The following is a 19,283-nucleotide window of genomic DNA, read 5'->3' as shown; positions in this document are numbered from 1 at the left end:
GAATCCTTTCAGAAGTCTGACCGTTCGGACTGACAGATTGTTCGGAGCGCAGGGTGTAGAAGGATTGTAGAGGCGAGGTTTTTATGGTGCTTGGCGTCGGAACGGACCTGATAGAGACGAGACGGATTGACGAGAGTATCGAACGCTATGGCGAACGGTTTCTGCAACGCGTTTTTACTGCAGGAGAGATTGCTTACTGCATGCGCAAGAAGAAAAATGCTTCTGAGAGTTTCGCAGCCCGGTTTGCAGCGAAAGAAGCTGGTGCCAAAGCCTTGGGAACGGGAATCAGCCGAGGGATCACCTGGAAGGAGCTCGAGGTGCGGCGGGAAGAAAGCGGTCGACCGACATTGCACTTTAGGGGACGGGCCGCGGAGATGGCAGCCGCCATGGGTGTGCGGCGGGTGCAGTTGAGCCTGACCCATAGCCGTGATCTGGCCATGGCGGTGGTGGTGACGGAAGACTAAGCGCGAGGAGAAGAACTTGAAACCATTCGAACGCTTTACGCATCCATATGGGGATAACGCACTTTAGCGCAACGGAATCCCCATAGTTTTCATAAGGTACTCGGGACTAAGGGTAATGTATCCTCCTAATTACTGACACCCTAATTGCGTGACAGACAGGAGACACCGGTGTGATGTTGTATCGGTAGTCGGTAGATTGTCGCAAGAAGGACCTAAAGGAGAGCTATGCCCAGCCAGCAGGAGGTTCGGTGGTCGCAGTTGAAGGTGGGCGTGATTGTACTGATTTCCACAGTTGTGCTGGTGACACTTCTGTTCCTGATGACAAGTTCGTCGGGGCTGGGAATCTTTTCGCATAAATTGACGGTATTGACCTACTTCGAAAACTCAGCTGGCCTGAAAACGGGCGCTGCAGTGAACCTGGAGGGTGTAACGATCGGAACGGTCAAGTCGGTGACCATCGACAACTCGCCTGAGCATAAACTGACGCCCGTGAAGGTTGTAATGAAGATGAACGACAAGTTCACCACCAATCTGAAAAAAGATTCGAAGGCTTCGTTGTCGACGGTAGGGGTGCTGGGCGATACGGTGGTTGATATCAATAGCCAGTTTGCAGTGGGCCCACCGCTTCAGGATGGGGATGTGCTGAAGACACTGGAGACGCCTAGCCTGACTGATGTAGTGAAGGCTAGCCAGGGAACTATCGAAAGCCTGAATGTGATTCTGGCGAAGATGAATATCATCGTCGATAACATTCAGTCTGGCAAAGGTTCGATCGGACAGTTAATCAACAACCCAGACTTGTACAACAAAGCGAATAATACTGTCGACGAGTTGCTGAAGCTGGAAAAGAACTTGAACGCAGGGCGCGGATCGATCGGCAAGCTGATGACGGATGATACCCTCTACAATCGCCTCGATGCTACGGCTGCGAAGTTGGAAAGCATCGCGAATACAGTGGATAGTGGCCAGGGAACTGCTGGTAAGTTGCTAAAGGATGATTCTCTCTACAAAAACCTAAACTCAACGCTGGCACACGCGAACTCATTGCTCGCTGACGCAGATGCGGGTAAAGGTGGCATTGGCTTAATGCTGAAAGATCCCAAGTTTCGACAAGATCTGAGCAATACGCTGACCCAGGTGAACTCACTGGTATCCGGGGTGAACGATGGCCGAGGTACGCTGGGCAAACTGGCAACCGACGATGCCGCTTACACGAATCTGAATAAGCTGTTAACGGCGAGTACGGATCTAGTGACGACAATTCGAAGCGATCCGAAAAAATACCTTACGATTCATCTGAAGATTTTCTAGAAAGAAGAGAAGACAGAAAGCGGGTCCACGCTTTGGCCTGAGCCCGCTTTTTTGTCTCCGGCAACATCGCATAGTTCTACCTTCCGGCCGAATTCTGCGAGACTCATCGAAGCTCTGCACTAGCCCTCTGGCTCTCCTTTCGCCTGCTGAGTTGAATCGATGCCGCCTACCTTCTAATTATTTGCCGCGTCTGATAGAGAACCGATCTCAAAAGAGATCCAGCTTCGGCAGGACGTCTTTTACGGCGAGGGAATTGGCGGTAACCATAAGGTTGGTGACCGTGCCCCGAAGGACAGATCGGCCAGAATGAACAGCTACAAGTGGCACAAAGTCGCGACAGCTTCTACAATAAGCGAAGGAATCGTACCCTACAGAGTTGCTCGCAGCAAAAAGTGGACGGCAAGCGCCCACTGGCGAGGATTAAGGAAGCGCATGAAGTTGAGCAGGATTGGCCGGGTTTCAATGGCCTTGGTAGTGTCCGTGGCGATGGGTCTAGGCATGACAGCGTGCGGTGGCGGCACGATCGGGTTCATGTGGGTTCTTGGAACGCAATACAACCAGATCGCAGGCTTCAAGATCGATGACTTTACGGGAAACCTGACAGCGATTCCTCATTCGCCGTTTACTTCCGGCGGAGCTAATCCCGTCTCGATCGTGGTGAAGCCCGGCGGCCGATTTGTATACGTCGTGAATAAGGGCGGCGGCAACGGCCCAGCTGCTGGCCTCCCTTGCGGGACCGCAGGCAGTATCAGCGAGTTCAGTGTTGGCGGCCAAGGTATTCTTACCTTCCAGCAGTGCTTCCAAAGTCAGGGAACCACTCCTGTATGGGCAGCCAACGACAGCACGGGTAACTTCCTCTACGTTCTGGATCAAGTTGCGAAAGATGCGATTTGCGATTCGACCCTTCCAGGCTTCTCCTCGACTTCTTGCTATGGCAGCATCACTGTTTTCTCGATTGATCCGAATACCGGTCGGCTAACATTGGTGCTCAACCAGCAGGTCAAGGCGCAGGGAAATACTGGCCTGCAGCAGACTTACTTCGCGGTGGGTCAAACACCGACAATGATGGCGGTTTCGGGTGGATGCCTGTTTACTCTGAACACGGCGGACCAGACGGTTTCTCCTTACGCGGTAGGGACAGCCGGGCAATTGACATTCACGACCACACAGAAGTTCAATTCGGGAGCGGTAACGCCTACCTCGATTATCGCGGGTGGAAGCGGCATCTATATCACCGATGCAGGAGCACCTAACCAGAACAGCCCTGGACAGGTTCTTCCCTACACGGTTGGAGCTGCCACATGCTCGTTGAATACAATTACTGGCGGAGCGGTGGCGAACATTGCGCCTGCTGCAAATCCGGTTTATTCGTTGGTAGAGAAGAAGACTTCCACACACTTGTATGTGCTAAATCAGTCGACGACCGATACAACGAATCCTAACAGTTCGATCTCAGCATTTACGATTCAAACGAATTCAACCCTGCAGGAGTTGAGCGATCCTGGCAATAATCCCTATACAGTCGGAGCAGGTCCAGTCTGTATGGCGGAGGATCCGTCCAATCAATATGTTTACACTTCAAATGGCGATGGGACTGTAACAGGTAAGCAGATCTCAACGCTCGGCCAATTATCAGATCTTCGTCGAGGATCCAAGTTCACAGCGACGGGACAAGCAACGTGTCTTGCAATAAGCGGAAACGTAGACTAGCTGGCCGGGTCGGCAGTTGGAGAACAAGGACGGGATGTCTTCATGAATCCTGAGTATCGGGACAGCAGGATGGGCGGAAACGATTTGCCCTGGAGTCAGGTAAGCATGAAGTGGAATAAGATGGGCCGCGGGACAGTGGCCTCGATTTTGTCTTTTGCGTTGGTGAGCGTAACGGCGTGCAGCCGCGACTACACGCTGGCGTATGTGTACGTAACGACAGCAAAACCGTTGACGAGTTCCTCCCCTAACGGCGGAATCAATGCATACGCAGTGGACTTCCAGATTGGATCGTTGACGCCACTGGCGGATTCTCCAATACCAGCGGGAAGAAATCCGTTCACCTTGGTAGCCTCGCCGAACGGATTGAACCTGTATGTCGTAAATCACGACGATTCGACCATCGGCGAGTATTCGATTGGAACGGACGGCAAGATCTACTTGCAAAACACCTATAACGTGACAGGAAGCAACGCTACTTCTGTTGCGATAGATGCAGCAGGAGCCTTCCTCTATGTCACCTTTCAGTACCAGCTTGGCCCTCAAGGGCAGCAACTTTATTCGACCGCCGCGCCCGGACCTGGCGGTGTAACGATCTTCCCAATTAATAAGGACGGTTCGCTTGGAACCGCTGTGGCGAATACGACGATCGGAACTACTCCCTCCACTCCCACGCTGAACTATGTCCCGGTCGGGAATACGCCCGTGGGTATTGAGGTTAGCCGTCCGCGCTGCGAACCTGCAGCCTCATATAACGCTGGTAATCCAGGTTGCACTTTGACCGACGGTTCGGGGCCAGGTTTCCAGACCTCTTTTGTGTACGTCATAGATCAGGAGAGCATCACGACTCCGAAGGCTGCTTTGCTTGGCTTTTCGCAGAACATGGCGACAGGAGCTTTGACTCCTACGAACGGAACCACGATCACTACCGATTCCACAGGTAAGACTGTAGCCACGGGCTTTGGCGCGGGAACGACGCCAAGCGCTATTGCTGAGGACCCGTCTTCGCGCTTTGTCTATGTCACCGATCAGGCTCAGAATCTGCTGTTTGGGAAGACTGCCAATGCAGATGGTTCGCTGACCCCAATGAACAACAGCCCGTTCGCCACTGGTATATTCCCGTTGGGAGTCACCATCGATCCGCGAGGTAAATTCCTCTATGTGGCGAACTTCTCCTCGGGGACTGTCGGGGCATACACGCTTGATGCCACTTCAGGAATGCCAACTGGAGCTGTTGGCTCCGCGTCGACCGCAACGGGAACAGGTCCCATGTGCGTAACGGTCGAGCCGGCTCTGGGGATTTACCTCTACGTGCCGAATAACCTAGAAGGCGACGTCTCAGCGTTCCAACTGGCCCCACAAAACGGGACGTTGAAGCAGGTGCAGAATACGCCGTTCCCATCAGGCGCATTGCCTACCTGCGCAGTGGCAGTGGCAAATGGTTCTCACCCGACGCAAATCATCGTCGAGTAATAGGCTGCTATGTCCTAGCAAAAAGCCCCGCAGCTGCGGGGCTTTTTGCGTTCCCAATGGGGCCGATGGCACTCTTCCGGTTTGCCTTGATGTCCCTTGTGGGACATCAAGGGTGACGAAAAGATACCCCGAAAGCGAAAAGCGGACCTCAGCCGATAAAGCCGCAATTCAACCAAAGCTCTTGCGTCATAGCTGAAGCCGTGCCCTAAACAAGACAGATTGGAAGGCCTCTCGCGTCACTCTTCCGTACCTCTTCTGCCTTCCGTTATCCCAACCCTACACAGGGGTACCCCCCTCCCCCCTTGGGGGGTATCTTGCGCGGAAGCCTATTATTATCATCGATTTATGCGACACCACTGTCTGCAAAGGTAAGTATCCCTTGACGTAAGGTAATATTTGTGGGACACTAGTCTTGCCATGAAGATTCCTCAGCCCATTCCCGCCGAACGTCGCTTTACAATCAACGACTTCAACAAACAATTCGTGGATGACAATGCTTGCTTAGATTGGCTGATGGAGCAACGCTATCCCGGATCACTTGCTATTTGCTCTTACTGCAAAGTGGAGCGCAAGCACCACCGGATCGCCACCAAAAAGGCGTATGCCTGCGACTACTGTGGAACCTACATCTCGCCGATGGCTGGAACAATATTCGAGAAGTCCAGCACGTCCCTGCGGCTCTGGTTCTATGCAATGTACCTCATGTCGGCTACGCGCTGCGGGATCAGCGCAAAGCAGATACAGCGCGAGTGCGGCGTCACCTACAAGACGGCATGGCGCATGTTCAAACAGATTCGTACTCTGATGTCGGAAGACCTCGTGCTGTCCGGCCCGGTTGAGATGGATGAAACATTTCACGGCGCACCGAAAAAGAACCAGCACGCCAACAAGCGTACCGAAGGCAAGTACAAGGACAAGCAGCCCATCTTTGGGATTGTCGAGCGCAAGGGGCGCGTCATCACTCGCGTGGTCGCGGATGTGAAAGAGAAGACCCTCATGCCCATAGTCGCAGAGCGTGTGCTGCCCAAGAGCACCGTCTACACGGACTCCTATTCCTCATACGATAACGTGCGATGGATGGGCAATAACTACAAGCATGAGCGCATCAACCATACGGCTGGCATTTATGTGATGGGGCACATTCACACCCAGACGATTGAAGGCTTCTGGAGCCTATTGAAGCGTGGGATCGAAGGCGTATACCACTCGGTAAGCACCAAGTATTTGCAGTCTTACTGCGATGAATACTCGTTCCGCTACAACCGCCGAATGGATAACCAGCCGATGTTTAAGTCTTTGCTGGATCAGGTTGTGGCGAAGGCGGAATAGCTTTCTTTACAAGTCGTGTGAACATTTCCACGGTGATAGGGTGCATCTCCGACTCCTCCAACGTTTGCGGGAGAGGGGTGAGAAACTTGCGTTTCCCGTTCTGCTTCTCTTCTTTGGTCAGCTTTGGTGAAGGACTCATATAATTCCCTAGCTAGGATTATGGCACATAGCCTAGTGCCATTCGGCCCTAACCCTCCATGCAATAACAACGATGAACACTAAGGTGAGCACGATCATGTGTCTATCAAATGAACTAATTCGCCCGTTGTCCTCGTTGATGTCTTTAGCTTCACTCATGGATGGGCTTTCTCCCCAAGCAATAAAAGCTTTGGAGGACAGTAGAAACGTATGGGACAACGCACGTAAGGTTGATTTCTCCCATCTTTTGTTCGTGACACAGCTAGTCGCTGTTGGAGTCATATTAGAGGGCCCCGAACTGGTATATGAAATCTCCAATGCCATTAAGCGTTTGAGAAAAAACCTGTAGCTGAACATGGGCCATACTGGATTACGTTTATCGGACTGATCGGTTGGATCATCGTTTCAGTTGGAGTGGCTGGAGAGTTTTGGATAGACAGGGACGTGAACAGGGATGACGAGAATATCCAATCCATAAACATTGATTTGTTGCGCGATGCTGGCACGTCAGCATTCCAAGCCAAAGCCTCCGCAGGAGCAGCAGATACTTCCGCCAAAGACGCGTCAACCAAATCTGGCGAGGCGGTTAAATCTTCAGCGGTAGCGACAATCTTGGCGGCTGGTGCAAGAAAAGAAGCAGACTCTTTCGAGTCAGATATCGTATCTGCCAAGAAGCAAGCCGCAGATGCGGTATCGCGACTAGCTGATGCAGAGCAACGCTTAGCAGACTCAACACAACGAGAAGCTACAGCGGAGGCTAAATTGAGTGCTATCAAGACGCCACGTTCTCTTGTTCGCAAAGATGAATTAGTCACTGGGCTCAAACCGTTCAAGGGAACGGACTTCACCATTAATGCATTCATGGATGATGAATCCAATAGGTTTTCAGTGATCGTCGCCCAAGCATTGAAAGATGCTGGTTGGATCCGAGTACAGCCAGCTGGCATGAATATTGGCATTCCGACAATGAAGACAGTCTTCGCCGCAGGGGAGAAGGGAGAAATGGTTCCATCTTGCTTGGATACGGGGATAGCGGTACATGTCACCGAAAAAGAATCGCTCGCAGAACTCCAAGTGAAGCCATTTCCTTCTTTGTCGCAGAAGTTACGCGCTGGCATTGTTTTGAGCCAAATGATCGGTTCCAGCATCGCTCCTCCGGAAGAAAATAATGTCACAAAAGGAGTGCTCGACCCCGACCCCGGGGAGGAAATACTGAGAATATGCATCGGAAAAAAGCCATAGGCTGTCGTCTTGAACCCTACAAAGAAGCGCCAAAATAGAGATGACTACAAGACATCTCTTAGCTGCCCTGTGACGGTATTTTGAGTGTACCTTACATGTGGGGATACTTACCTCTGCAAAATATTCATTCAAAAAGGGTTACGCCTAAAATATTCCAAACAAATGCGTTACGGGTGACACGTTCCAGCTGCCTGTACAAACAAAGATACCCTCGGATTAATGTCCGAGGGTATCTGTTTGAACTCTGTTTCAAGTATAGCGAAGGCAGAGAAACTAATACGCCACGCATTTGTCGTTGCCTGAAGCAGTGATTTGCTTCTTGGGGGCTTGACAGGAATTCTCGGGGATCGATGGCTGGCGACGGTTGGTTGCAACTGTGAGTCAACAACGACAGCAGCAGATCACTGCGGGATGACAACAAAATACAGACAACAACAGTAGATCCCTGGGAGATAACAAAAAGGATAGGCAAGGCCAAAACATCCGTATTCGTCACCCGCCTAGTTTGAACCGGTAGCGGCAAAGCAGGTTTCTCCACTGCGCAGGACAAAGCTGTCCGCTTCAGTCGAAATGACAGATCTAATGACAGATTTTGGTCGTGGCCTCTGTCGATCCTGCTAGGACGCGACTGGGGAGAGCGGACGAGTTTTGCGGGAGAAACGGCCAAGGATGGCTTTACGGGCGGGCGCTTCTACAAAGTGGAAGGTGGCCAGTGCTAGAAGGATGAGGATTGCGTAGGAGAGCCAGGGGTCGAAGGCGACCATATGTAGATGCTCGGGTACGTGGTAGGTGTGGAGGAGTTGGAATACGTTGAAGTGGAGAAGATAGAGACAGTAGCTGCTCTCACCAACCAGCAAAAGAGGACGCCATGAAAAGAACGCCGAGATTGGATGAGGGCCGCTAAGGCCGAGGACAAGAGCTGCGAAGACAGGGGTCATTAGGCCCCCGTGCATTAGAAGGTACGGTGTGTGAAGAACGACCGTGTAGAAGAAAAATCCAATGAGGGTCAGGCTTACGGCGGAGAGAAGCAGACGGTGGCGGGGGGGGATGGTGAGGGTGTGCTGCAGCTTGCCCAGGGTGACGCCGATGAGGAAGGTGCAGGCGTAGGGGAGTGGGGTGTACTTGAGGAAGCGGATGAGTTGGGTGGAGCTGTAACGGTCTACCGGGCCGATGATGTGGTCTGGGTTTAGCAGGAGGTAGAGGGAGTGGGGCGCGAGACCGATGATCCATAGCGCGAGGAGGAGAAGGATGAGGTGGATCGGCCTCCTCGGCCATGGGAGACGGATCAACCACGGGAAGGCTGCGTAGAGAACTACTTCGCTCGAAAGGGTCCAGGCGACGGTGTTCCAGAAGGTGGCGACGGAGGGGCTCCAGCCCTGAAGGACGAGGGGGGTGAGAATCATTCCCTGCCAGAAATCGAAGTGGGAGCGGGCGTGCCACTCATCCTGAACCATACGGAAGGAGAGGAGGAGGACGAGCAGGTAGACGGGGTAGAGGCGGGAGAAGCGGGCGAGCCAGAACTCGCGCTTGACCAAGGTCTGAGCACGGTCGGCGTAGTTATAGGTAAGGACGTAGCCGGAGATGAGGAAGAACACGCCTACGAAGACATAGCCGTTGTCGATGATGGGATAGAGAAGTCCCAGATGCGGAGGGGTGAAGTGGAAGAGGATGATGAAGATGGCGAGAAGGGTGCGGATGCCGGTGAGGGCCGGCAGAGGCGGCTTGCGGGTGGTGTGGGCCGCGGGTGACGGGGCAGGGCTTCGCGGCTGCTCGGTCTCTAGTTCCAGAAGGCTCGGATTCACACGATTCGTCCTGCTTGTATGGGATGCTGTGGATCTTAACTTGATCTAACGCTGTTTCTTAGGTTTTGACGCGGATGCGGAGTGGGAAGACGACATAATTCGCAGGTATTGAGTTTTGGGCGTGGGTTGGGGATTGTGGATATCTCCTCTTTATGGGAGAAGACGGTCAAAAACGACAAGGACAACAGCAGATCCCTACGGGATGACAACAAAAGAACAGGCAACGACAACCGATTACGGCGGTTACGCTGTGACCAGGGAGCCTATCTTTTCGCCGCTTACGACGCGGACGATGTTGCCGGACTCCCGCATGCTGAAGACCATCATGGGCATGTTGTTGTCGCGGCAGAGGGAGACGGCGGTGGTGTCCATGACGCGGAGGTTGAGGCGAAGCATCTCGCTATAGGTGATCTCGTCGAACTTGGTGGCAGTGTCGTCTTTTTTGGGGTCGGCGGTGTAGATGCCGTCGACCGAGGTGGCCTTGAGTAGGATGTCTGCCTTGATCTCCATGGCGCGGAGGCTGGCGGCGGTGTCGGTGGAGAAGAAGGGGTTGCCGGTGCCGGCGGCGAAGATGACGATGCGGTTCTTCTCGAGGTGGCGCATGGCGCGGCGGCGGATGTAAGGTTCGGCGACCTCGTGCATCTCGATGGCGGACATGACGCGGCAGAAGAGGCCAAGCTTCTCGATGGCGTCCTGGAGGGCGATGGCGTTGATGACGGTGGAGAGCATGCCCATGTGGTCGGCGGCGACGCGGTCCATGTCGATGGCTTGCTGGGCGACTCCGCGGAAGAAGTTGCCTCCGCCGACGACGATGCCTATCTCGCAGCCGAGGGCATGAACGGCGGCGATCTCGGCGGCAATTTTGTGGATGAAGACGGCGTCGATGCCGAAGCCTTTGCCTGCAGCCAAGGCTTCGCCAGAGATCTTGAGGAGCACTCTTTTGTACATGTCAGAACTAAGTATCGCATGCTGAGGGCGACCGGGAATGCCGGCGATAAATTCGCTGCCATAGACGGTCCGGAGGACAATTTTGTTTACAACTTGGTGGCGACGGAGAGTGATTGTGCACAACTTTGCCGAGTAAGGTGGGTATTGCAGGTTGCGGGCACGACACAACGCAGCCCAAGGAGAAAGAAAGATGGTCAGCAAGGTACGTTTGATGATTTTGACAGCTGGACTGGTGACGGCAGCAGCGCCGATGACGATACAGGCACAGGAGGTTCCGGGGCCTCACCCGGCTTACCTGCATGCCCTGAGCGATCTGCGCGCGGCACGGCACTACCTGAACGACGGATGGGCCTGGGCACCGGTGAAGCGCGAGGACAATGAGGCGATTCACCATATCGATGCTGCGATCGACGAGATCAAGCATGCGGCCATCGATGACGGCAAGGGATTGAATGACCCGTTCCACATCGATACAGGGCTGAGCCCACATGACCGGTTCCGCAAGGCGAATGAACTTCTGTTTGCAGCTCACCGTGATCTGGAGCATGCAGAGGATGTTCCGCAGGCGCATGGGCTTCGTGATCGTGCGATCGGACACATCGACTACGCGCATACGATTGTCGACAATGCGCAGCGTACGGCTCACTGGGAGTAACGGTATCGCCTGTAGAAGAAAGAGGGGAGCCTTTGGCTTCCCTCTTTTGTTTGCCCTGACAGAAGGATCGAAGTCGATGCTTCCCTTCTTCTTGTGTCTCCCTTCCCTCCCCCCTCCCCCTTGGGGTATTTTGGGAGGATGTCTTTTCTTTTGTTGAAGCTACAGGCACCCCCAGACTGCAAAATATTGGCATCAAATGAGTTACGCACAAAATATTTGTTTTCAACGACTTGTACGCTAGTGAAAAGGCCTCGGGTTGTCCCGAGGCCTTCTTTGATACTGAATCCAGTTTACGTTGTTCAAGCTAATTCCTATGCCACGGGATACCCCTTGATTGACGCGGGTATTTGAGGGTTCGGGGCTTGACATGATTTGGCCGACGGCAAGCGGTGTTGCCGTGGAGGCTATGATACTTTCGTCTTCAATCACATCTTTACTTGGGCCCTTTTTCGTTTCCTGTCGATTCTGGAGAGTGCTATGCGTCGGTTTCAATGCTGGTTCGAAGAGTCTTGCCTGCGACTTGGTTTTGCGGCTGCGATCGCGGTTGCCTTTACGGTTGTACCGAGGGCCGTGGCGCAGAATCCGGATGCGCTCTCGCCTTACTTTGAGGGCAAGCAGGTGGTGGTGAAGATCGATATGCCGGGGACGCAGAAGGGGGTGGATATCTACCCGAACCGGCAGCCGCCAATGGATACGAAGAGCTATGGGGACCGGCTGAAGCAGTTTGGCGTGTCGGTGCGAAACGGCGATACGGTGATGGTGACGAAGGTAAAGGTGAACAAAGACAATGTCGAGTTTCAGCTTGGCGGTGGGGGATTTGGGACGGCGAGAGACGACTCTGATACGTCGGTGCACTTTACCTCTACGGGCAAGAGCGACAGGGAGAAGGATCTGGAGAACCAGATCAGCAACGAGAGCGATCCGGACAGGCGGCGGTCTCTGCAGCGGGAGCTCGATTATGTGAGGTCGCAGAGGGAGAGGCGGGATAGGATCGACCGCGAGAGAGCCCAAGACACTGCCGAGAGAAAAGCGGGGCAGGTGGCGATGAAGCGGCAGCAGGGCGGGTCGCGGTTCAACATCAAGCTGGATGCGAGAGGGATGGGTGACTCGCTGACGCCGCAGGTGATTGAGAGTGCGCTGGCCCAGTATGTTTCGTTTCCGGGGGATGGTGGAGGCGGCCCTCCGGCGGGTGCGCCTAGTGGTGCTCCGGGGCTGGCCGTGCGTCCTTCGGATCAGGGCGGCGATCCGGCGCAGGGCTTGAAGAAGGGCATGACGCGAGAGCAGGTGGAGGCTCTGTATGGGCCGGCGGTGGAGGCGCATGACCGGACGGAGAATGGGATGTCGATGACCACGTGCACGTATAAGAGCAGGGATGAGAGTGTGCGGGCTGACTTTGTGAATGGGGTGCTGGTGCAGTACTCGGTCTCTTCGCGTTAGATTCGGCGAAGTGCCCGCTGCGCGCGGGGCGGTCCCTTCGTGACTTGTATACCGGCTTCGCCAAGTGATCGGCGAAAGAAAAGCCCTGGCTGGTGGCCCGGGCTTATTGTTCTAGTGATGGTTACATATTATGCAGAGGCTTCGTCGGTTGCGGCTGCCTTGGTCTGGGCTACGGTCCAGTCGGCTGCGCCTACCTTGAAGCGGGCGAAGCGGCGGACGCTGATGTTCTCTCCGAGCTTCGCGACTTTCGATGCGATGAGCTGGCCGATGGTCTGCGAGGCTTCCTTGATGAAGGGCTGGTCGAGAAGGCAGAACTCTTCGTAGAACTTGGCGAGCTTGCCGGTGAGCATCTTCTCGATGATCTCGGCGGGCTTGCCGGAGGCAGCGGCCTGGGCGCGGTAGACATCCTTCTCGCGCTCAAGGTCAGCTTCGGTGACGTCTTCGCGGCTGACGAAGCGCGGGTCGACGGCGGCGATGTGCATGGCGATGTCGCGGAGGAGCTCCTGGAACTCATCGGTGCGGGCTACGAAGTCGGACTCGCAGTTGAGCTCGATGAGAACGCCGATCTTGCCGCCGGCATGGATGTAGGTTCCGACTGCGCCCTCATTGGTGGTGCGGCTGGCTTTCTTTGCGGCCGAGGCCATGCCACGCTTGCGGAGGACGACGAAGGCATCTTCCATGTCGCCTTTTGCTTCCTGGAGGGCCTTGAGGCAGTCGCCCATGGGGGCGCCGGACTTTTCGCGGAGTTCCTTGACGAGTTTTGCGTCGATCTTTACGGCGGTTTCAGTCATTGTGAGTTTCCTTTGGTGACGTTTTCTGCGAAAGGGGGCGCGGGCTGAATGCCCGCGCCCCACTAAACTAACAAGAGGCGGTTACGGCACGGCTAATGCCCTGCCCTTTCCTGGTGGCAACCTCTCGACATGAAGAGCGACTAGACGGCGGCCTGAGCGGAGACAGCCTCGGACTCGGCTTCGGGCTCGGTGGCAGCGGAAGGCGCCTTGCGGATGTTTCCGCCGAGGACTGCAGCGAGGTCGACGGTTTCGTCTTCTTCGGCGACAGCTTCGGTGGGCTCGACAGTGGCGTGAGCTTCTACGCCTTCGATCTCTCCGTCTTCGCCGATGTGCTCGGGGGAGACTTCGAGGGGCTGAACGTCAGAAGACTCGGTGGCGAAGGCCTTCTCGGAGACCATCTGGACGCCTTCGTAGGCCGAGTCAGCGATCTTCGTGGTGAAGAGGCGGATGGCGCGGAGGGCGTCGTCGTTGCCGGGGATGACGTAGTCGACAACGGTGGGGTCGCAGTTGGTATCGACGACGGCGACCACCGGGATGCCGAGCTTGCGGGCTTCGGCGACGGCGATGGCTTCGTTGTTGGAGTCAACGACGAAGATGGCGTCGGGAAGGCGCTTCATGGTCTTGATACCGGCGAGGTTGGTGGTGAGGTGCTTGCGCTCGCGCTCGAGCTTGATGACTTCCTTCTTGGTGAGGAGCTCGTAGCGGCCATCGGTGGACATGTCGTCGAGCTCGGTGAGGCGCTTGACGGACTTCTGCACGGTGACCCAGTTGGTGAGGAGACCACCGAGCCAGCGGCTGTTGATGTAGGGCATGCCGGCGCGGGTCGCTTCTTCGGCGATCGCGTCCTGAGCCTGGCGCTTGGTGCCGACGAAGAGGATGAGCTTGCCGGTCGAGGTGAGGTCGGTGACGAACTTGGAGGCCTCTTTGAACATCTTGAGGGTCTTCTGCAGGTCGATGATGTAAATGCCGTTGCGCTCGCCGAAGATGTACTCCTTCATCTTGGGGTTCCAGCGCTTGGTCTGATGCCCGAAGTGAACGCCCGCTTCGAGAAGTTCTTTCATCGTAATGTTTGCCAATGTAGCTCCTTGGTTTAAGACAGCCGGTACCGTGGTGCCGGTGCCTGGATTGATCCTTTACCGGACGAGACCGGCTCGGGAGATTTGACTCCTTGCCGCAAGGGTTGAAGCCTGCGGGTGATGCGAAAAGCCAGCTGTTAGCTTTTGGCCGTTAGCTTTTAGCTAGAAGCTAAGAGCTAACGGCCAAGAGCAGCATCCAATTAGCGTTTGCTGAACTGGAAGCGAGCGCGAGCGCCCTTCTGACCGTACTTCTTGCGCTCTTTACCACGCGAGTCGCGGGTAACGAGGCCTTCTGCCTTGAGCGTCTTGCGGAGCTCGGGGTTGAAAACCATGAGGGCGCGTGCGATGCCGAGCTTGACTGCGTCGGCCTGGCCCATGACGCCGCCACCCTTTACGGTGGTGATGACGTCGAAGGTCTCGCCGATGTCGGCGATGCCGAGCGAGCGCTTGGCGGCTGCGCGCTGCTGTGCGGTGACGAAGTAGACGTCACACTCTTTTTTGTTGACGGTGAATTTGCCGCTGCCCGGACGCAGGAAGACGCGTGCGATCGAGGACTTGCGACGGCCGGTTCCGTAGTACTGAATCAGATCTGCCATGGTGCTCCTTGAACTTGATAGAACCCGGGGCTATTTGCCCCAACCTTCGTTAGCTCCTGCAGAAGCAGGAGGAGACGCTTAGCCTTCGAGCGAGTGAGCCGGGTGCGTTGGCACCATGACCTTCGACGTGAGAACTTTTGGCGCGTTGCTGGCATGGAAGTCCATGGCAACGGGCTGCTGGGCGAGGTGAGGATGCTGGCTGCCCTTGTAGACCTTGAGCTTGGTGGCCATCTGGCGTCCCATCTTGTTCTTGGGGAGCATACCCTTGACTGCCTGCTCGACGATGGCTTCGGGGCGACGGGCGAGGAGCTTGACGAAGGACTCTTCGCGGAGACCACCGGGGAAGCCGGTGTAGCGGCGATAGAGCTTCTGGTCAGACTTGAGGCCGGTCAGAACGATCTTTTCGGCATTGATGATAATGACGTGATCGCCCATATCGATGTAGGGGGTGTAGAGGACGTTGAGCTTGCCGGCGAGGATAGAGGCGGCCTGGGTGGCGAGGCGGCCGAGGGTCTTGCCGCTGGCATCGAGCACAAACCACTTGCGCTTAATATCTTTGCCGCTCGGTATGGTGGTGGACATCGTTGGGTTACTCCTTGTTTCTGCCGTCTTCCATGTTCGGCGTGGTGCAGGAAGAAGAGGTGCAGGTTGATGGTTCGCCAATAAGAGAAACGGGGAAAACTTTTGCCCAGAGCGAGGCGATAAGCGGGAAGGGAGAGAGTTTCTCTCCAAACACGCGGAGTGGCCCGCTTGACCTGAACGACAGCTAAACTACAGCTGGGGTACGCACAACCTATGGGATGGGTGCTTCAGGGGCGGCTGTGTTGAGAGCTGCTCCCTAGTGGATCCACCACGGATGTCTCTGAAACCTGAGTCGCCTGGGACCGATACAGACACGGGCGTACAAGCGCGAGACTGCGCGAGGTTTAATCTTACCGGCGTGTCCGGGGCTGCGTCAAGGATTTGTTGGGATTGTAGTTTCGATTTCGATGATAAAGGACAACTGCCCGCTGCGCGCGGGGCGGTCACTTCGTGACTTGTGTACCGCTTCGCGTGGTCCTCCCGCTGGTCGGGGGTAGATAATTTCGACCAACGGGCTGGGCAAGGTCCAGGACGTACATTTGGCCGTCGTCGTAGAGGGTGCGACGGGTTTTGGCGAGTTCTGCGTACTGCTGATGGGAGCGGAGGGTGATTCTGGCCTCGCTGTGAATCCACTGGGTCCGGGTGGGGTCGGCGATGACGTGGGGTGCTCCGGCGTCGAAGCCTGCGAAGTCGGCGTAGGAGTAGACGAGGTAGCGGAGGTGGTTGGCGAGGAGGTAGCGGGCGAGGTCTTCGCCGTCTCCGTGGGAGGGCCAGCCTGGGGGGAGGCTGGCGGCTCCGGGATAGTCGGCGATGCTCATGTTGTGAGTCCGGAAGTCGAAGAGGAAGGGGTTATTGACGGTGATGAGGACACCGCCGCCGGTAGGGATGGAGCGCTGGACTGCAGCGTACTCGGCGGTAACGGTGGCGGGGACGATGGGGGTGTCGCGCAGGCCGGCCTTGAGGCCGAGAGGGATCTGGTCGTATTCGTTGCTGAACTTCTGGCGCCAGGTGGTGATGGCGGTGTAGGCGATGAAGAGGATGGTGAGGGTCTGGAGGAGGAGCCACTGGCGTGCTGCGGGGGCGCGGTTGCGGCGGCGGCTGAAGACGGCGTAGAGCAGGAGCATCGCGGGGATGATGCAGGGATAGTTGTAGCGGCGGACCGAGTCTCCGCCGGTGCCGATGCCGACGAGCAGGGTGGCGAAGAGTCCGGCAGCGGAGAGGGCGATGATGGCTTCGCCGGGTTCGTCGTGGTCGCCCCAGAACCACTCGAGCGCAAGGAGGAGGAGCAAGGGGGCGCAGAAGGGGACGACTTTGTGCAGGATGATGGAGGATCCCGCGCCGCTGGGAGCGGGATAGAGGCCGTAGGCGCTGTACTGGTAGCCTTTGCCGAGGGAGGGGTAGAACCAGGTGCCTGAGGTGAAGTGGCTGGCGATCATCCAGGGAGCCATGACGAGGAGGCAGGCGAGAGCGGCGAGAAGGGTGGTTTTGATGGCGGCGGCGAGTCCGCGGCGGCGTGCCTGAAAGAAGGCGAAGGCGAGGACGAAGAGGACTCCGTGGGGGAGATAGGTGGATTTGGTGGTGGCGAGGGTGCCGGCGACGGCTCCGAGGAGAAGCGCCTGGAGGGTTAGGTGTTCGGAGAGGAGGTTGCGGTGACCAGCGAGGTAGACGAGGGCGAAGAAGAGAGCGCTGGGCAGGATGACGAAGGTGAGGTTGAACTGGAGTTGAGGCGTAAAGAAGACGAGAAGCGCGAAGATGGCGCGCTGCATGGGGCTAAGACGGAACTGGGCGGAGAGCGCAAAGGTGAGGAAGGCGAGGAGGATGAGGCCGAGGGCGCGGTCGGCCATCTGGACGTCGGCGAGGGGGAGGATTGCGATGACGAGGGTCTGGAGAAAGTAGTTGCCGCCGATGCTGGACATGATGCGGCGCTCGCTGAAGGGGTCGGCGGCATAGTGGTGGAGCTGAAGCATCTTTGCGGGGGCGGCGAGGTAGAAGTTGTAGTCGTCGGAGGCCTGATAGGACTGCCAGTGGACGGTTGCGGCGAGACGAATGGCGAAGATGAGGGCGGTGACGATCAGGAGGACGGGAATGGTCTTCGAGGCAAGTGAGGTGTGCTGAGCGAGTGGAGTTGAGGCTGGTTGCTCGTCGGTGAGGGTGCCGCGGAGGAGGAGGACGGCGAGTGCTCCTAGAAGGGTGAGGGCGATGAGGATGGGAGTGGTGATCGCGTGGAGAAGATTGAGGCAGCCACCGAGGAAGATGACGACGCCGAAGCCGCTGGAGGCTGCGAGGGGGATGGAGGGGGCGCGGAGGTTGAAGAGACGAAGGAGAACGGCTCCGTAGCCGGTGATGGAGAAGAAGAGGAGAGCGCACCAGAGGAGGGCCTCGATGAAGTGCAGGAGGGAAGCTGGGGTCATGCAGTGTCCTCTGTGGTGGGCGAGTCTAGCTGGGTGATGGAGACAGCTCCTGCAGCCCAGACCTTCGAATTTTATGTCATGCCGTGTGGTGAAGCTTGTGCGAGATGGGTCACGATCCTGAGGAGCCAGTCTACGTGGAAGCTGTCACTGGAGTGGTGAGACGGCGGCCCAACAGCATCGACGGCTTCTCGATAAGGCGATAGAAGATCTCGGTGACGGCAAGGGTGATCGAGAGATAGAGGATCAGCAAAAGAGTAGTGGGAACTCTTCCCATCAGGGTGTGAATGAGGGAGAAGAGGATGGTTCCGTGGATGAGGTAGAGGCTGTAGGAGCGCTCGCCGAGGTAATGAATGGAGCGGGTGGTCAGGAACTCGTGGAAGAAGCGGTTGTTGATGGCGAGGATGATGAGCATGACGGCTCCGAGGGCAACGGGCCAGTCGAAGAGGTTGCTGGGAGCGGAAGAGCGCTGGACGAGGCTGCTTGCGTCTCCAAAGCCGTACAAGGCAAGAGATAAGAGCGCGAGAGTTGCGGCCTGAAGTGGTGTGAGCCTGGAGTACCACCGATTGATTGCGTTGAGGTGCCTGGCCATGAGAGAGCCAATGAGGAAGAACGCCGCGTAGTGAAGCGTAAGGGTGGTGTTAATGGCGGCGGTGAATCCACTCAGGTGCCAGACATTGGCGAAGAGGATCGCAAGGGGAAATGACGCGAGGGAGAGTGCGGCCGCACACAGGACGGGCCATAGCAGACTAAGGCGAAGAACCGCGAGCGCGAGAAAGGGGAAGACGAGAGAGATTCGCATCTCGTAGACGAGCGACCAGAAGGCGGTATTGAACTGCGACCAGTCGTAGTTGCCGAGGAAGAGGATGTGCTGCAGGACGAGTTGAGCTGTGACGGGCTCGGACCAGGTGTAGTTGATCCAGTAGTTGGCGTAGGGGCGGTGGCCCGGAAAGCTGAGATCGCAGAGGATGGCAAGCGCCACGGCTCCGAGATAGGGCAGGTAGATGCGGCACACCCTCTTCAAGAGGAAGGGTCCGTAGTTCAGACGAGTTTTCTTTTTGTAAGGGAGGGTGAGGACGAAGCCGCTGAGGAGAAAGAAGAGGATGACGGCTTGATGGCCGGCGATGAGGAGGCGCAGCGGAGTACGGATTAAAAGATGGGTGACGCTGTCCGGACAGATGCGGGAAAAATGATGGAACACGACAGTTAAAGCGGCCACGCCTCGGAGGGAGTCAAGCTCGTAGAAGCGCCGGGAATCGCCTTGCTGGCGCAGGCTTATCTTGTCTTGCATGTTTACGCAGAGTATAGCGTGGCGGACGGATGC

General features: G+C 56.3%; 16 protein-coding genes. 8 read left to right on the top strand and 8 right to left on the bottom strand.

Going from position 1 to position 19,283, the window contains the following annotated elements:
* Nucleotides 1–83: 83 nt before the first annotated feature.
* From GSQ94_RS20730 to GSQ94_RS20705, 6 genes are all read left to right on the top strand, one after another.
* The gene (locus tag GSQ94_RS20730) at nt 84–464 is read left to right on the top strand and encodes a holo-ACP synthase (protein WP_158945972.1); all 381 of its coding nucleotides are present in this window, start codon (nt 84–86) and stop codon (nt 462–464) included.
* 264 nt (nt 465–728) lie between these two features.
* On the top strand, nt 729–1,775 hold the full coding sequence (locus tag GSQ94_RS20725; protein ID WP_371417595.1) for an MlaD family protein: 1,047 nt from the start codon (nt 729–731) through the stop codon (nt 1,773–1,775).
* 462 nt (nt 1,776–2,237) lie between these two features.
* Entirely contained in the window at nt 2,238–3,485 is a 1,248-nt protein-coding gene (locus GSQ94_RS20720) for a beta-propeller fold lactonase family protein (protein ID WP_158945968.1), read from the top strand.
* Nucleotides 3,486–3,590: 105 nt separating this feature from the next.
* Nucleotides 3,591–4,955, top strand: coding sequence for a beta-propeller fold lactonase family protein (locus GSQ94_RS20715; RefSeq protein ID WP_158945966.1), 1,365 nt, complete (start codon nt 3,591–3,593; stop codon nt 4,953–4,955).
* 417 nt (nt 4,956–5,372) lie between these two features.
* Nucleotides 5,373–6,284, top strand: a complete 912-nt coding sequence (locus tag GSQ94_RS20710) for an IS1595 family transposase (RefSeq protein ID WP_158945964.1) — start codon at nt 5,373–5,375, stop codon at nt 6,282–6,284.
* Between the two features lie 582 nt (nt 6,285–6,866).
* Nucleotides 6,867–7,664 carry a hypothetical protein gene (locus GSQ94_RS20705; RefSeq protein ID WP_158945962.1) on the top strand — a complete coding sequence of 266 codons (798 nt, stop codon included), beginning with the start codon at nt 6,867–6,869 and terminating at the stop codon, nt 7,662–7,664.
* A gap of 617 nt (nt 7,665–8,281) precedes the next feature.
* Here the strand turns inward: GSQ94_RS20705 and GSQ94_RS20700 are convergent.
* Both GSQ94_RS20700 and pyrH read right to left on the bottom strand, forming a co-directional pair.
* Nucleotides 8,282–9,466 carry an acyltransferase gene (locus GSQ94_RS20700; protein ID WP_158945960.1) on the bottom strand — a complete coding sequence of 395 codons (1,185 nt, stop codon included), beginning with the start codon at nt 9,464–9,466 and terminating at the stop codon, nt 8,282–8,284.
* A 243-nt stretch (nt 9,467–9,709) separates the two neighbouring features.
* Nucleotides 9,710–10,414 carry a UMP kinase gene (gene pyrH, locus GSQ94_RS20695; protein ID WP_158945958.1) on the bottom strand — a complete coding sequence of 235 codons (705 nt, stop codon included), beginning with the start codon at nt 10,412–10,414 and terminating at the stop codon, nt 9,710–9,712.
* A 190-nt stretch (nt 10,415–10,604) separates the two neighbouring features.
* Between pyrH and GSQ94_RS20690 the strand changes: the two genes are divergently transcribed.
* Complete coding sequence (locus GSQ94_RS20690; protein ID WP_158945956.1) at nt 10,605–11,069, top strand: hypothetical protein; 465 nt, start codon at nt 10,605–10,607, stop codon at nt 11,067–11,069.
* Nucleotides 11,070–11,546: 477 nt separating this feature from the next.
* Nucleotides 11,547–12,506 carry a hypothetical protein gene (locus GSQ94_RS20685; RefSeq protein WP_158945954.1) on the top strand — a complete coding sequence of 320 codons (960 nt, stop codon included), beginning with the start codon at nt 11,547–11,549 and terminating at the stop codon, nt 12,504–12,506.
* Between the two features lie 128 nt (nt 12,507–12,634).
* On the opposite strand, the gene GSQ94_RS20680 is transcribed toward GSQ94_RS20685, so the two are convergent.
* From GSQ94_RS20680 to GSQ94_RS20655, 6 genes are all read right to left on the bottom strand, one after another.
* Entirely contained in the window at nt 12,635–13,297 is a 663-nt protein-coding gene (locus tag GSQ94_RS20680) for a translation elongation factor Ts (RefSeq protein ID WP_158945952.1), read from the bottom strand.
* A gap of 140 nt (nt 13,298–13,437) precedes the next feature.
* Entirely contained in the window at nt 13,438–14,373 is a 936-nt protein-coding gene (rpsB, locus tag GSQ94_RS20675) for a 30S ribosomal protein S2 (protein WP_158945950.1), read from the bottom strand.
* A 200-nt stretch (nt 14,374–14,573) separates the two neighbouring features.
* Nucleotides 14,574–14,969, bottom strand: a complete 396-nt coding sequence (rpsI, locus tag GSQ94_RS20670) for a 30S ribosomal protein S9 (protein ID WP_158945948.1) — start codon at nt 14,967–14,969, stop codon at nt 14,574–14,576.
* 78 nt (nt 14,970–15,047) lie between these two features.
* Nucleotides 15,048–15,551: a 50S ribosomal protein L13 gene (gene rplM / locus GSQ94_RS20665; RefSeq protein ID WP_158945946.1), complete on the bottom strand. Its 504-nt coding sequence runs from the start codon at nt 15,549–15,551 to the stop codon at nt 15,048–15,050.
* Between the two features lie 443 nt (nt 15,552–15,994).
* Nucleotides 15,995–17,962 (bottom strand): hypothetical protein, encoded by a 1,968-nt coding sequence (locus GSQ94_RS20660; protein WP_158945944.1) that lies wholly within the window; start codon nt 17,960–17,962, stop codon nt 15,995–15,997.
* A gap of 130 nt (nt 17,963–18,092) precedes the next feature.
* Nucleotides 18,093–19,250 carry an acyltransferase gene (locus GSQ94_RS20655; RefSeq protein WP_158945942.1) on the bottom strand — a complete coding sequence of 386 codons (1,158 nt, stop codon included), beginning with the start codon at nt 19,248–19,250 and terminating at the stop codon, nt 18,093–18,095.
* Between the last annotated feature and the right edge of the window lie 33 nt (nt 19,251–19,283).

The organism is Granulicella sp. S190 (assembly GCF_009766095.1).
Lineage (GTDB): Bacteria > Acidobacteriota > Terriglobia > Terriglobales > Acidobacteriaceae > Edaphobacter.
Note: the sequence above shows the minus strand (reverse complement) of the source record. Positions and strands in the feature narration are given on the sequence as shown.

Bases quoted from the DNA above. Each gene is read 5' to 3' on its own strand.
- GSQ94_RS20730 (WP_158945972.1), top strand. From the start codon at position 84: ATGGTGCTTGGCGTCGGAACGGACCTGATAGAGACGAGACGGATTGAC.
- GSQ94_RS20720 (WP_158945968.1), top strand. From the start codon at position 2,238: ATGGCCTTGGTAGTGTCCGTGGCGATGGGTCTAGGCATGACAGCGTGC.
- GSQ94_RS20715 (WP_158945966.1), top strand. From the start codon at position 3,591: ATGAAGTGGAATAAGATGGGCCGCGGGACAGTGGCCTCGATTTTGTCT.
- GSQ94_RS20710 (WP_158945964.1), top strand. From the start codon at position 5,373: ATGAAGATTCCTCAGCCCATTCCCGCCGAACGTCGCTTTACAATCAAC.
- pyrH (WP_158945958.1), bottom strand. From the start codon at position 10,414: ATGTACAAAAGAGTGCTCCTCAAGATCTCTGGCGAAGCCTTGGCTGCA.
- GSQ94_RS20690 (WP_158945956.1), top strand. From the start codon at position 10,605: ATGGTCAGCAAGGTACGTTTGATGATTTTGACAGCTGGACTGGTGACG.
- GSQ94_RS20685 (WP_158945954.1), top strand. From the start codon at position 11,547: ATGCGTCGGTTTCAATGCTGGTTCGAAGAGTCTTGCCTGCGACTTGGT.
- GSQ94_RS20680 (WP_158945952.1), bottom strand. From the start codon at position 13,297: ATGACTGAAACCGCCGTAAAGATCGACGCAAAACTCGTCAAGGAACTC.
- rpsI (WP_158945948.1), bottom strand. From the start codon at position 14,969: ATGGCAGATCTGATTCAGTACTACGGAACCGGCCGTCGCAAGTCCTCG.
- rplM (WP_158945946.1), bottom strand. From the start codon at position 15,551: ATGTCCACCACCATACCGAGCGGCAAAGATATTAAGCGCAAGTGGTTT.
- GSQ94_RS20660 (WP_158945944.1), bottom strand. From the start codon at position 17,962: ATGACCCCAGCTTCCCTCCTGCACTTCATCGAGGCCCTCCTCTGGTGC.
- GSQ94_RS20655 (WP_158945942.1), bottom strand. From the start codon at position 19,250: ATGCAAGACAAGATAAGCCTGCGCCAGCAAGGCGATTCCCGGCGCTTC.